Annotated in this window: 13 protein-coding genes; 11 read left to right on the top strand and 2 right to left on the bottom strand. The window is 49.6% G+C overall.

Annotated features, from left to right (window positions below):
- Positions 1 to 42: 42 nt before the first annotated feature.
- Positions 43 to 621, bottom strand: coding sequence for a hypothetical protein (locus AC4PHM_RS07930; protein WP_492020344.1), 579 nt, complete (start codon positions 619 to 621; stop codon positions 43 to 45).
- A 447-nt stretch (positions 622 to 1,068) separates the two neighbouring features.
- Between AC4PHM_RS07930 and AC4PHM_RS07925 the strand changes: the two genes are divergently transcribed.
- A complete protein-coding gene (locus AC4PHM_RS07925) occupies positions 1,069 to 1,977 on the top strand; it encodes an EamA family transporter (RefSeq protein ID WP_492020343.1) in 909 nt (302 codons plus the stop codon).
- Positions 1,978 to 2,096: 119 nt separating this feature from the next.
- Here the strand turns inward: AC4PHM_RS07925 and pgsA are convergent, their stop codons facing one another.
- The gene (gene pgsA / locus AC4PHM_RS07920) at positions 2,097 to 2,633 is read right to left on the bottom strand and encodes a CDP-diacylglycerol--glycerol-3-phosphate 3-phosphatidyltransferase (RefSeq protein WP_492020342.1); all 537 of its coding nucleotides are present in this window, start codon (positions 2,631 to 2,633) and stop codon (positions 2,097 to 2,099) included.
- A gap of 212 nt (positions 2,634 to 2,845) precedes the next feature.
- On the opposite strand from pgsA, the gene AC4PHM_RS07915 reads away from it, so the two are divergent.
- The 10 genes from AC4PHM_RS07915 to lipB all read left to right on the top strand — a co-directional run bounded on the left by AC4PHM_RS07915 (position 2,846) and on the right by lipB (position 13,631).
- Positions 2,846 to 4,309 (top strand): sodium:solute symporter family protein, encoded by a 1,464-nt coding sequence (locus AC4PHM_RS07915; RefSeq protein WP_492020341.1) that lies wholly within the window; start codon positions 2,846 to 2,848, stop codon positions 4,307 to 4,309.
- On the top strand, positions 4,306 to 6,048 hold the full coding sequence (locus AC4PHM_RS07910; RefSeq protein WP_492020340.1) for a sensor histidine kinase: 1,743 nt from the start codon (positions 4,306 to 4,308) through the stop codon (positions 6,046 to 6,048). Before AC4PHM_RS07915 ends, AC4PHM_RS07910 begins: the two co-directional genes overlap by 4 nt.
- 16 nt (positions 6,049 to 6,064) lie before the next feature.
- Positions 6,065 to 7,459 (top strand): sigma-54-dependent transcriptional regulator, encoded by a 1,395-nt coding sequence (locus tag AC4PHM_RS07905; protein ID WP_492020339.1) that lies wholly within the window; start codon positions 6,065 to 6,067, stop codon positions 7,457 to 7,459.
- A 175-nt stretch (positions 7,460 to 7,634) separates the two neighbouring features.
- On the top strand, positions 7,635 to 8,405 hold the full coding sequence (locus AC4PHM_RS07900; protein WP_492020338.1) for a LamB/YcsF family protein: 771 nt from the start codon (positions 7,635 to 7,637) through the stop codon (positions 8,403 to 8,405).
- Between the two features lie 37 nt (positions 8,406 to 8,442).
- On the top strand, positions 8,443 to 9,666 hold the full coding sequence (locus tag AC4PHM_RS07895; RefSeq protein WP_492020337.1) for an NRAMP family divalent metal transporter: 1,224 nt from the start codon (positions 8,443 to 8,445) through the stop codon (positions 9,664 to 9,666).
- A 34-nt stretch (positions 9,667 to 9,700) separates the two neighbouring features.
- Complete coding sequence (gene pxpB / locus AC4PHM_RS07890) at positions 9,701 to 10,417, top strand: 5-oxoprolinase subunit PxpB (RefSeq protein ID WP_492020336.1); 717 nt, start codon at positions 9,701 to 9,703, stop codon at positions 10,415 to 10,417.
- A gap of 2 nt (positions 10,418 to 10,419) precedes the next feature.
- Positions 10,420 to 11,499, top strand: a complete 1,080-nt coding sequence (locus AC4PHM_RS07885) for a 5-oxoprolinase subunit C family protein (RefSeq protein ID WP_492020335.1) — start codon at positions 10,420 to 10,422, stop codon at positions 11,497 to 11,499.
- Between the two features lie 129 nt (positions 11,500 to 11,628).
- Positions 11,629 to 12,420 (top strand): putative hydro-lyase, encoded by a 792-nt coding sequence (locus AC4PHM_RS07880; RefSeq protein WP_492020334.1) that lies wholly within the window; start codon positions 11,629 to 11,631, stop codon positions 12,418 to 12,420.
- A 216-nt stretch (positions 12,421 to 12,636) separates the two neighbouring features.
- Positions 12,637 to 12,918: a putative quinol monooxygenase gene (locus AC4PHM_RS07875; protein ID WP_492020333.1), complete on the top strand. Its 282-nt coding sequence runs from the start codon at positions 12,637 to 12,639 to the stop codon at positions 12,916 to 12,918.
- A 14-nt stretch (positions 12,919 to 12,932) separates the two neighbouring features.
- A complete protein-coding gene (gene lipB / locus AC4PHM_RS07870) occupies positions 12,933 to 13,631 on the top strand; it encodes a lipoyl(octanoyl) transferase LipB (protein ID WP_492020332.1) in 699 nt (232 codons plus the stop codon).
- Positions 13,632 to 13,696: the final 65 nt, after the last annotated feature.

The following is a 13,696-nucleotide window of genomic DNA, read 5'->3' as shown; positions in this document are numbered from 1 at the left end:
TGCACCTCCGTTCTGTATATGGGTTCTTCATAGTATTAGGGCTTAGCCGATGGTCAATGCAGTTTCAAAGCCAATCCTGGCCGAAGTTTTGTGACAGCCTGCATCAAAGTACATGGCGGCTTCGTAAAATTCTTCAGTCGAGCGATTGTAAATCATCCAGGCGTTAGGCTTTAATGCTGCTTCGAGCTGCTCCAGATATAACGTGTCGTAAAGCGAAATTTTGTCGAAGTCGTCAGTGTTGGTGAATTCCAGCGGCAGAATGCCAGCATTAAGTAATTGTTGTCTGAACGACGTGTTGTAGGATTTCGCGATCACCGCTTTAACGCCCTTACAATTGTCAGAAAGTAATGTTCCCGCAGCGTTTTCTGAAGCGCCGCATTGACTGCCAGCAACCACCACGCTGGTACGTAGGTAGGACGCTCTTTGGTAAAAGTGTGGGTCGAAGTTGAAACTGTCATCAGAGACCAGGCTGACGGTCAAATTAAGGTTTAAGCCGACGTTCGCATTGAGGTCGGTGAGCAGTGATTCGGGGTGACACTGCAAGTTGGAATTCTGATTGGGGGAGTAGACGCCCTTTAAATTGGTGTTGCTGATCTTTTTGCAAGAATATATTTTTTTCACTGCAATTGTCACTCCTTTTCTGCTTTATTGTATACGATTATACGATTGAAGAGGGGCGTTGTCAACAGTGAAAATAGATAAATATACTGTTTTTATTTATGAACAAGAATTGGTTTTCTTTGACAATGCAAAAACCATGCAAATGGCTTTATATATAGGTTATGAGATTTTATATAATATTTTATGTTAAACAAAAAATTGAGAATGTCGATATTTATTTTATCTTTGTATGGATATATATACAATTTCTAAAAATCGTCATAGCTCAGAAGTGATGCAAGTCGAACGTGAATTAAATTCATTTAAAACTTGCATAACTACGGAAAGTCGTGAACTTGAAAAAATTTTGTATGTATTTGGAAAACATGCTAACATAGTGAATAAGATAAACGGAGATATTCGCAGTGGCTCTCATTGAAGCTACATTCTATAAAGGTCGGTGACACTATGAGCAAAAGAGATCTATTTTTGGCTGTGCTGTTAGTCGTTGTTTGGGGCGCTAATTTTACCGTGATTAAGCTGGGACTGACAGGAGTACCTTCGCTGGTTCTGGCGGCATCCAGATTCTTTATTGTTTCAGCGACCGCAATATTTTTTGTAAAAAAACCTAAGCTCCAGTGGGGATATATAATTGCATATGGTTTAACGCTGGGTGTAGGGCAGTTTGGACTTTTGTTTTATGCCATAGAAATTGGAATGCCCGCAGGCATAGCCTCCATAGTTCTTCAAACGCAGCCTTTCTTTACAGTGCTCCTGGCGGCGGTACTCTTAGGGGAGGCGGTTAAGCGTCAGCAGGTCGTCGGACTGTTCATCATGGCAGCGGGCCTGATCCTCATCAGTGGTGCCTATAAGGCCGGGGGGCTTTCCTCCGTGCCTATGGTACCGTTTATTCTCACCATTTCAGCGGCTTTGTTTTGGTCGATTTCCAACATAGTGCTTCGATTTGCGACCAGAGATGCCCAGAAACATGGTGAAAAGATCGACATGTTGGGACTGGTGGTCTGGTCCAGCCTTGTACCGCCCATTCCTCTGATGGCGCTTGCCTTCCTTGTGGATTCACCTCAAGAGATCTTGTTCGCGCTGTCGAACCTCAAAGGGATCTCGGTGTTTTCTGCGCTTTACCTGGCGTTTCTGGCAACTTTGTTTGGTTATGGTGTTTGGACCATGCTGTTTGACAAATATCCAACGGGTAAGGTGGCGCCTTTGTCCCTGCTTGTACCGGTGACCGGTCTTTTCACCGCCCAGGCAGTCCTGGGGGAAAAGCTGACTTCCGTTCAATGGGTGGGGTGCTTGGTTATAATAGCAGGACTGTTGATTTCAAATTTTGGGATCCCGCGGTTGAAGATGGTGAAGTGAGGGAGAGAAACTCGGTGTCAGCGGCTTGCGCCTATCGACCCCGAGTTTCTTCAAACCCCAGATTCATAAATACAAAAAACCCCGCCTGGCATGTCAGACGGGGTTTTTTTGAACCGTTTTTATTCTCTCTTCAGCCTTACATTATGATAATAATGCCTCGCATAAGAGGTGAAGGCAGACAGTTTGGAAGCAATTGCGACGACGAGCGCAGCCATGGTGTACCAGGTTCCGGGCTGAACAATCATCAGGAATACCGCCAGTGAAAACAGGATGGTGGCCAGCTTCCCAAATTTATTGGCTGGGATGACCGACTTTTCCTTTCTGAAGTACATAATGAGTCCACCGGTGATCATGAACAGCTCTTTGACGAGCATGATGGCCATAGCCCATAACGGCATGATGCCATCCAAGGTAAGGCAGATCAGCGCAGTCAGCAGCATGAGCTTGTCAGCGAGAGGATCGAGAACCGTACCGACCACAGAAACGAGGTTGTACCTTCGGGCTATCGCGCCATCCAGGACATCTGTCACGCCAGCGAGGATAAAAATAGCCAGGGCATAAAAATGCGCATTTGGAGCCTCAGAAAAATAAAGGATAGCGAAGACAGGCACGAGGAACAAGCGGATCACGGTCAAAATATTAGGAATGTGCTTCATACGCTTCACCTCCTCTGATTATTTAGTCTATCTATACCTCAATATTGGAAGTTTAAGCAATTTCGTGGGGGGCATGGAGGCTCAGCAGTGACGCCAGCTCGTATACAGGACTGAGATGAGATCACCTTCTGATTCTTGTAAGTCGTTTCAAAACAAGTTAACATAGAATTGAATGGAAAAGACCAGTTTACCAATAGAATGGGGGCTGCTGATTGAATAAATCTGTCGAGTATCTGCTTTATTTCACCTTATATACCGTTTTGCTGCTGTGGTTCGGAAAAAGCGGCATCAAAAAAACAAGAAATCTGAGAGATTTTTTTCTGGCAGGCAACAGTCTGGGTCTCTGGGCCTCTGTCTTCACCTTTACGGCAACCTGGTTCAGCGCAGCCTCCATGCAGGGTTTGACCGGTTCGATCTTTGCCTACGGATTATCCAGCGTCTGGTACTCAGTCATCCCCTGGTATCTGGGCACCATTTTTCTTTACTTCCTGGTGCCGAGACTGAGACGTCACGACATCATGACCTTGCCGGAATATTTTAGAATTCGCTATAAGAGCGTTGCGCTGCAAAGGCTGGGTGGCCTGGTCATAGTTTTCGCGTTCACTTTGTACATGACCATACAGATCCGCGGTTTTGGCGTCGTCATGAGCGAACTGCTGGACATTCACTATACATTGGCGACGCTCCTGGTGTTCATGTTCATTATTTATACGACCTTTGGCGGACTGTTTTCAGTGGCCAGAACGGATGGCCTCAATTTCATCCTCATCTTTTTCGGCGTAGTTTTTTCTGCGGGGCTGGTCCTGAACGCGACAGGCGGACTCGGCCAGATCCTCGAACAAGTCGCGCTGATTGGCACCACGCCGTTTGTAACAGCGGGTCAGACGGTGCCGGGGACTATGCTGAACTCTTTTTCCGCAGACGCCTACCCAACCCTCATGATCCTGACAGGATTTGTAGGCTGGGGACTGGGCTTTGCGGCTAACCCTCAATATGCCATCCGCATTTTGGCGGCTAAGGACCAAAAAACGGCTTACAAAATGATAACTTATTCTTTGATCTTTTTGACTATACTCTATGTCTACCTGATCATCATAGGTCTCGGATCCAGGGTGCTGCAGCCAACGATCCAAAGCATCAACTCGGTGGATGAGGTCTTTCCCTACATGATCAATTACGCGCTCTTCAGCCGTCTCAGCGGGATTGTGCTGATTGGCATGGCGGCGGCGGCGGTCTCCACGGCAAACTCTCAATTTTTGATTTTGGCAAGCGGTTTCACCTACGATCTCTTCGGGTATACCGTTGACACAAAGTTGGATGACGAAAAAATGATCACTAAAAATAGAATTTTTGTCCTGGCAGCCGGTACGGTATCCCTCATTATGTCTATTAATCCACCCAGCAGTTTGCTGAATTTTGGAGGGTATGTCTATGGTCTGTTCGCAGTGGCATTCCTGTTTCCGTTTTATGGCGGACTCTTCTGGAAGAAAGCAAATCGCAAAGGGGCTCTTTTTTCTGCTTATGGCGGTGTGCTGACCATGACCGTAGCGGCGGTGCTGGATCGAGGACTGTATGGTACGCCGGGGCATCTGATCCATCCTGCGTTCCCAGGCGTCATTGTGGCCGCACTCCTCTTCTTTGGCGTTAGCCTGTTTTCCAAGGGGGATGCGTCATGATCAAAATGGACATTGAAAACAAGATCCTGATTCCCTTTATGGTGCTGATCGCGTTTTCCATTGCGGTGCTGGGGCTGATTTCTTACTGGAATGGCTACCGCCTGCTTCTCAACAATCAGCGGTACGAACAGGCTCAGACGGTGTCGGAAGTGGTGTACCATCTGAGCGGGGTCGACTTTGACAATGAAGCTGAGGTGCGGGAAGCGGTGGGGTATTTGTCGGGGTACCATCGGCAGGGGCTTTATGTCTTTGAGGGGGATCAGGCGCTGATCAACCATTTGCCGGAGGATTCCGAAAAGCTTGTGCCGATGGTCATCAGAGCCCACATTGATCCGAACTTAAACCAAGGGGTTTTCGAAGACGACGCGCTGTTGATCTCCTACGCGCGCGATGCGCGGTCGGGTTGGACGGTGGCCGTCGCAGGGGAGAAGAAAATTCTCGCCGGGGAGCTCATAGATGCCCAGAAATATTCCATACTGGTCGCGATCATTTCTCTCATTTTGTCCATGCAGGCGACCATTTTGATCGCTCACCACCTGTCGCGGCCGGTGCGGTACCTGGCCGAGCAGTGCAACCAGATGTCTGCGGGAGATCTGGAGACGCAGCTCGAGATGGACCGCCAGGATGAGATTGGTGTCCTGGCGCAGTCGTTCAATCAGATGATTCGAAGACTTCAGGACAACGCAAAAAAACTATTGGAAGCCAAGCAATTCAATGAGGATATCCTGAGAAGTCTGACGACAGGGGTTCTGGTTATGGATCAGGAGGGCTTGGTGCTGAATCAGAACGAGGCAGCGCAGAGACTGTTGAGTCCTTCGCTAAGCGAGCAGGGCACCGACAAGACATTTGTGACACTCCTAAGAGAACAGCTGGAAGACTTGCTTAAGCTATCCCGGACCATTGACCAAGTGTACGTGCTGCAGGAGGCGGCCAGCGATGATAAACGCTATTTCGCAACGTCAGCTGCACCGCTGACCAACAGTCAGGGGACGACTACCGGCGCTATTTTCAGCTTCAACGATATTACTGAGAGGAAGCGGCTGGAGATGCGGATGGAGCGGGTTAATCGCATGGCTTATACAGGGCAGCTGGCGTCGGGTCTCGCTCACGAAATCAGAAATCCGCTGGCGGGCATGAAAACCAGTATTCAGGTGCTGAAGCGGCGTTTGGTGACAGCTGAGGAAGACCGAAACGGCGCGCTGTTTGATAATGTCGTCCATGAGATTGACCGGATGAACAAGTTGGTATCTGAGCTGCTGGATTTTGCGAAGCCTCATTTTCCGGATCTGCGGAGGATTGAATTGAATGCGGTGCTCGAGAGAACTCTGGCGCTGATCACACCAGCGGCGGAAGAACATCAGATTGATCTCGTCTATATACAGGGGGCTGAGCCGGTTGAAATCAAAGCAGATGAAAATCAGACGGAACAGATCTTGCTGAACGTCATATCCAACGCTATCAATGCCTCCTCCTCCAGCGACCGGATTGTCATAAGGATTGAGCCGAGGCCTTCTGAATTTGAAAAATCCGTTCAAGTCATAGTGCAGGATGAAGGAAAAGGCATTGCGGAAGAGGATCTCGACAAGGTGTTCGATCCTTTCTTCACGACTCACGCCACAGGTACGGGCCTGGGCTTGTCGGTTGTTCAAAAGCTCATGACAGATCTGGGCGGGGAGATTCAAATGGTCAGCAAAGAAGGGGCTGGGACAACGGTGATACTCAAGTTCCCAGCACCTTAGATAAGGAGGCGGTTAGATGATTTACCGCATTTTAGTTGTCGATGACGAAAAGTCACTCAGTCATTCATTATGTGAAGGACTGGGAGATTTGGGATATCAGACACAGTCGGCTGCAAACGCTGCAGAGGCTGTCAAACAAATGGCCGCCTTTAAGCCTCATATTGTGCTTTTAGACCTCAGACTCGGCAAGGACAACGGACTTGAGCTGCTGCCGGAACTTAAGAAAATAGATCCTGATTTGGTAGCCTTTATGATGACGGCTTATGGAGATGTCAAAACAGCGGTTGCAGCGATTAAAGCCGGCGCGTTTGATTATCTTCACAAGCCCTTTGAGTTTGACGAACTGGATATCCTCATACAAAAGGGGATTGAGCACCTCAAGGCTATGAATCGTCTGACGCTCTATGAAGATGAAAAGCTGCACCGCGGAAAATATATGATTGGTGAGCATGAACTCCTGAAGGCGGTCATTCACAGAGTAGAGGTCGTAGCGCCCAGTGAGCGGACTACTGTTTTGATTCAAGGGGAGACGGGAACTGGCAAGGAGTTGGTAGCGGAAGCGATCCACCGACTGTCACCCAGATCAGCGCTGCCGTTTGTGAAGATCAATTGTGGGGCTATTCCCCAAAACCTTATGGAAAGCGAACTGTTTGGATTTGAAAAGAATGCCTTTACTGGTGCTGCCGCGAGAAAGAAAGGGCTGTTGGAACTGGCGGACGGCGGTACTGTCTTTCTGGATGAAATAGGTGAGCTCCCCCTTGAGCTTCAGTCAAAACTGCTCAGATTTTTAGAGGACCATAAATTTAAACGTGTTGGCGGTCTGGAAGATCTCGAGGTGGATGTGCGTGTCCTCGCCGCTACGAATAGGGACTTGAAACAGGCTATTGAGGAGAAGTATTTCAGGGAGGACCTTTACTACAGGCTGCATGTGTTTCCAATTCAATTGCCGCCGCTGAGGCACAGAGGAGAGGATATACTTCTGCTGACTCAATTTTTCTTTGAGAATGAGGCGAAGAAACATCAGCGCCCGGTACCTGAATTGACAGAAGAAGCTAAAAGGTGCATGCTGACCTATCGATGGCCGGGGAACGTGCGGGAACTTAAAAATGTCGTTGAAAGGACAATTTTGCTGTATCCTCAGCAGCGTCTCGAGCCAATCCATTTGCCGCCTGAGATTTCGAAGCTGAGGCTTGTGGAAGGTGAGGAAATTCAAACTGCAGCCTCAAATAAATATGAGGTCCTGCTTGCAAGACTGACCAGTGGCGCTTTTTCACTGGAAGACGAGGTTAGTTTCATGGAGCGGCAGTATATTGAAGTGGCGCTGGCACTCAGCAATCAACAAATTTCAAAAGCAGCGGACCTTTTAGGCATCAGCCGGTTTGCGCTGAAGCGGAAGCTGGAAAAAGGGTAATGACGAGATGAATGACGAGCGATTTCGCACCTTGTGCGAAATCGCTCGTTCTATATGTGCGAAATCGAACAATTTGACTAACAATTTTGAATACTCAATCTTGAGAAGGTTGAAAATTCGACGTTTGCATTTTTGGCATCAAAATTGCTTTATAATTTGGCAGGAGGTGAGGCAAATGTTCAAAGTGGATTTGAACAGTGACTTGGGCGAAAGCTTTGGCAGTTATACCATCGGCATGGATCACGCAATTATTCCTTATGTTTCTTCTGTTAATATTGCTTGTGGTTGGCACGCCGGGGACCCGCTGGTAATGGCGGAGACGGTCAAGTCGGCAATGGAAAACGGTGCCGGACTCGGTGCGCACCCGGGTTACCCGGACTTAATGGGCTTCGGCCGCAGAAATTTGGCAGTTACACCGGCCGAGGTAAAGGCATATACCCTCTATCAATTAGGGGCCCTGCAGGCATTTGTCAAGGCGGCAAAAGGAAATTTACAGCACTTGAAACCCCATGGCGCCATGTACAATATGGCAGCGACAGACGCGAAACTTGCGCAGGCCATTGCGGAAGCCATGTATGAGGCAGCGCCGGAAGTCATTCTGTTAGGGCTCGCGAACAGCGAGATGATCAAAGCGGGTAAGGCCGTCGGACTCAAAGTCGCACAGGAGGTCTTCGCGGACCGCGCTTATCAGGCAAACGGCACCTTAGTGCCAAGGAGTCAGCCAGGCGCAGTCATTCATGATCCTGAGGAAGCCATCGCCAGGGTTGTGCGCATGGTCAAGCAGGGCGAAGTGACTGCAATCACAGGCGAAACTGTCGAAATGAAAGCAGATTCCATATGCGTCCACGGGGACAACCCGGAAGCCGTCGAATTTGTTAAGCGCATTCGTTCGACGCTGGAAAGTGAAGGCGTTACAGTGACTGCTTTAAGAAACGTGATTGGATAGACCGTTAGATCAAATAAGACAATTAGGGAGGATTCACATGGCTGATGTTAAAGCAACAACTAAAAAGGTCATTAAATCTGGAAGTTCCAGCGCTATTTTGGGTGCAGCATTTATCATGGCAACTTCTGCAATTGGTCCCGGCTTTCTGACGCAAACCGCGAAATTTACGCAGGATTTTGGTGCCAGCTTTGCTTTCGTCATTCTGGTTTCTGTTATTTTGGATATTGGCGCTCAGATGAACGTATGGAGAATTATTGGCGTTTCAGGCTTAAGAGGTCAGGATATTGCGAATAAAGTACTGCCTGGTCTCGGCATTTTCGTCGCTGTTTTGGTCGCGCTGGGCGGTTTGGCGTTCAACATTGGCAACGTCGGTGGCGCAGCTCTTGGCCTTAACGTTTTATTCGGCATGGACTTGACGGTAGCGGCAATTATAAGCGGTATTTTAGGCATCGCGATCTTTCTTTCGAAAGATGCTGGATCAGTCATTGACCGCTTCGTTAAAATCCTCGGCGGCCTTATGATTGCTATTGTGGCCTATGTGGCATTCAGGACTCAGCCTCCGGTCGGCGAAGCTATTGTCCGAAGCGTCACACCTGAAAATCCAGGCGGTTTGGTTTTCCCAATTATCACACTCCTCGGCGGTACAGTGGGTGGTTACATAACTTTCGCAGGCGGTCACCGTCTCATTGATGCCGGTGTCACTGGCGTTGAGAATCTTGGTCAGATCACTCGCAGCTCTGTCACTGGCATTATCATCGCTTCCATTATGCGGATCTTCCTGTTCCTCGCAGTCCTCGGCGTTGTCAGCAAGGGCCTTGAGCTTGACGCGGCGAACCCTGCAGCTTCTGCGTTCCAGCACGGTGCAGGCATGATTGGCTACAAATTCTTTGGCGTGGTCCTCTGGTGCGCAGCGATTACTTCTGTCGTAGGCGCGGCTTACACATCGGTTTCCTTCCTCAAGACGTTGAATCCTTTTATCATGAAATACGAGAAGCAGTTCATTATTGCCTTTATCGTCGCGTCCACCATGATTATGGCAACGATCGGCAAACCGGCCAACTTGCTCGTCCTCGCAGGTTCCCTCAACGGATTGATTCTTCCAATAACCATCGGCACCATTCTCTTGGCGTCACGACGTAAAGATATTGTTGGCGATTACAAGCATCCAACCTGGATGATCGCATTCGGTATTGTGATTGTCGTCGTAGCAGGGTATGCTGGAATTACAGCACTGAAGAGCATCACCGCACTGTTTGGTTAGTTGTTTCTGTTTAAATGAATGGAGGTGAGGGTTTTTGGAAAATGAGCTCCGACTGGCGCCATCCGGCGATCTTGCCCTGGTGGCCAGCTTTGGGAATGAAATTTCCGAGGCGCTGAATACAAAGGTCAGAGGTCTGATGCTGGCCCTCGAAAAAGTCAAAGTGGACGGGATTGTCGAAATGACACCCACTTATTGCTCCTTGATGATTCACTATGATCCGCTGCGCATTGGGTATGACGCTTTGTGCGGGAAGGTTCGTGATACCTTGGGTGCGTTGGATGACATAGAGCTTCCTGAGCCGACAGTCATTGAAATTCCAACCCTCTACGGCGGAGACTATGGTCCCGACCTGGACTTTGTGGCAAAACACAACGGTTTGACGGTAGACGAGGTGATAAAGATTCACACTTCGGGGACCTACAGAATCTATATGCTCGGCTTTACCCCGGGATTCCCTTACTTGGGCGGCATGGATGAACGCATCGCAACGCCGCGGCTGGAAACGCCGCGGACCAAGATCGCCGGCGGCTCAGTGGGCATTGCGGGCGCTCAGACGGGGATTTATCCTATTGACAGTCCCGGTGGCTGGCAGATTATTGGACGCACCCCTGTGGCCCTATATGATCCCCTCAGCGACGAACCCATATTGTTGAAAGCGGGAGAGTCCATCCGCTTTGTTCCGATTGACCAGGCAACTTTTGACCGCATAAGCCGAGAGGCGCAGAACAAATCGAGAGAAGGGAGGGCGTAAGGATGTCGGAAGCACGTTTTATTGAAGTGATTAAGCCGGGCATGCTGACGCTCATCCAGGACCTCGGACGTTATGGCTACCAACAATTCGGGGTTCCTGTAGCGGGCGCCATGGACCAGTTTGCGGCGGCTGTGGCGAACCTTCTCGTGGGCAACGACAGGTCGGACGCTGTCCTTGAAATGATGATGATGGGTCCGGAGCTGAAACTGAACTTTGATGGCCAAATCGCTTTGACTGGGGCGGACTTGGGACCCAAAATCAATGGCGCACCTGTAGCTGCGTGGCAGACCTTGGCAGTAAGCTCGGGTGATGTTTTAAGCTTTGCCGGTTTGAAATCCGGCCTCAGAGGCTATCTGGCCGTCCGTGGCGGGATTGACACGCCTCCGGTCATGAATAGCCGCTCGACCTACACGAAAGCAGCGCTGGGCGGGTTTGAAGGCAGGGCGCTCAAGGCTGGAGATCAAGTGCCTGTGGGCGCTGAAGGGACCGGCACAGCGACCGTGCCCCTGGCGATTCCACAGGATCAGATTCCGGTTTATGGGGTTTCAAAAACCATTCGTGTCGTCCTGGGCCCACAGGATGATGCTTTTACGGAAGCTGGGCTTCAGACCTTTCTGGAAAATATCTATACCGTCACCAATGAATGCGACCGAATGGGCTACCGGCTGGAGGGTCCTTCCATAGACCACGTCAAAGGCGGCGATATAATATCTGATGGCATAGCCTTCGGCGCTGTTCAAGTCCCGGGTCACGGCAAACCCATCATTATGATGGCAGACCGCCAGACCACCGGGGGATACACAAAAATTGCTGGCGTCATTTCAGTGGATTTGCCGCTTTTAGCCCAATCTAAACCAGGTGATCAGATTCGCTTCAAGAGGGTCTCCCTGGAGGAAGCTCATGAGCTGCTGAAGGCCCGTGAGGATTTTTATGGTGAGATTCCAGAGATGACGGCGGCAATGCCAATAAATCTGGCTGAAGCACGAAACCCGATTTCACAAGACATCATCAGCACAAGGCTGTTCCGGCTGAATGTCGCTGGCGCCGTCTATGATGTGAAGGTTGAAGAGGTTAGGGTTTAATAAAAGCTTTGGGACGGGAATAATGAACGTGCAACGCTGAAATTGTTGCTAAATCATTACCGTCCGCGTCCCCAAATTGGTTTTTGTCCGCGTCACCAGATTTTCATCCAGAAAAGGAGGCGTTAAATTTTGATACCGCTTAAATCCGCAGCCCCTGCAGAAATGCGGCAAGCAATCCGAAATGGCGAATTTGTCAAACCGACTGCTGGTCTCTGTCCGGGTTACGCACAAGGCAATCTGGTCGTCCTGCCCAAGGATTTGGCTTACGACTTCCTGCTGTTCGCTCAGCGAAACCCTAAACCATGCCCAATCCTTGACGTTACAGAAGTAGGCAGCCGGGAGATGGCCATAGTTGCGCCAGGCTCCGACATTGCCCGTGATATTCCTAAATACCGGGTTTACGAAAACGGCGTTTACGTTCAGGAACTTGAAGACGTCTCCGGCATTTGGCGCGACGACTTTGTCGCCTTCCTCCTGGGCTGCAGCTTCAGCTTTGAAGCTGCCCTCATGCAGTCCAATATTGAAGTGCGCCACATCACTGCCGGCAGTAACGTGCCTATGTACATCACCAATATACAGTGCCGTCCTGCAGGCGTTTTTTCCGGACCAACGGTCGTCAGCATGCGGCCTATCCCCTATCACCAGGTCGTCAAAGCGGCACAGATTACAGCCCGCTTCCCAGCGGTTCACGGCGCCCCTGTTCACATTGGTGATCCAGCGCAAATTGGGATTAAGGACATTTCTAAGCCGGACTTTGGCGACGCTGTTGAAATCAAGCCCGGCGAAGTCCCGGTATTTTGGGCTTGCGGCGTCACGCCTCAAGCGGTAGCCATGCAGTCCAAGCCGCCAATTATGCTGACCCATGCCCCTGGCTATATGTTCATTACAGATCTTCAGGATCACGAGTTTGCGGCGTTTTAGGTTATTGTAAAAAGGCTTGAAGCAAGTGTTTATAATCAGTCTAAATAAAATGATCCAAAAATAAAACAAGCTGAAAGCTCACCATCAAGTGGCGGCTTTCAGCTTGTTTTTTTGAGCTTTTTTAAGTCGATCATGAAGATCCCAGATTGTTTACACATTAACAACCCATTCGATGATATAATATCTCCTAAATGAGTCTATAGAGGAGGCACCCACATGATCAAAGTCGTTTCCAAAAACTATGTACCAAATGAAAATATAGAAGCCTTCAAAGCCCTTGCCGCCAAGCTGACAGTTGAAACCGTCAAAGAAGAAGGCTGCATGGACTATGCGCTTTTTGAAGATGAGAATAATCCAAATATACTGGTGTTCGTTGAGACATGGGAAAGCAAAGCGCATCTTGAAGCCCATTTTCAGGCGCCGCATTTCAAATTGTACGTTCCGCAAATGGGCGAATTGAGGACAGACAAAGATCTGATGATCCTCAACCTGGCGTAATGGAGGTTGGAGCATTGAAAAAACTGCAAATCTTAAATTTGGGCGTCTGTGACTATCTGAGCGCCTATCAGATTCAGCTTGACCTGGTGGCTAGGCGCCAAAAGGGCGAGATTGACGACACGCTGATCCTCGTTGAACACCCGCCGGTCATCACTCTGGGCAAATCCGCTGAAGACAGCCATATTCTCTTTGCTGAGGATTACCTCAGGGAACAGGGTGTCGAAGTCCACCAGATCGAGCGCGGCGGAGACGTGACCTATCACGGTCCGGGTCAGATTGTCGGTTACCCTATCTTTGACATCAAGCACGGCGGCATAGGCATCCGCACCTTTGTTGAGAATCTGGAGCAGCTGTTTATCCGGCTCTTAAAAGAAGAGTTCGACATCCCGGCCGGCAAGGATCCTGTCCATACCGGTGTCTGGGTGAACGGCTGCAAAATTACGGCGATTGGCCTCGCGGTCAAGCGCGGGGTCACCATGCACGGCTTCGCCTTCAACGTCAATACCAACATGTCGCATTTTCAGCTGATTGTCCCTTGCGGCATTGCGGACCGAGGCGTGACCTCTCTGGAAATGCTGACGGGAGAAACACAGGATTACGCGCGCTCGACAGAACTGGTCGCGGACTATTTCTGCAAGGTGTTTGGTTATGAGGGCGTGACCCCCTGCAGCTATGAAGCGGGCGAGTTCAAAGTCGGATTGGAGACCAAATAGCCAATATTTTCAAAAATAAAAATAGCCAGCAGGCTCATTTTGCCTGCTGGCTATTACTCTCTATA

It is taken from the genome of Acidaminobacter sp. QWL-03, from assembly GCF_058683855.1.
This window is presented reverse-complemented; position numbering and strand designations above follow the sequence as displayed.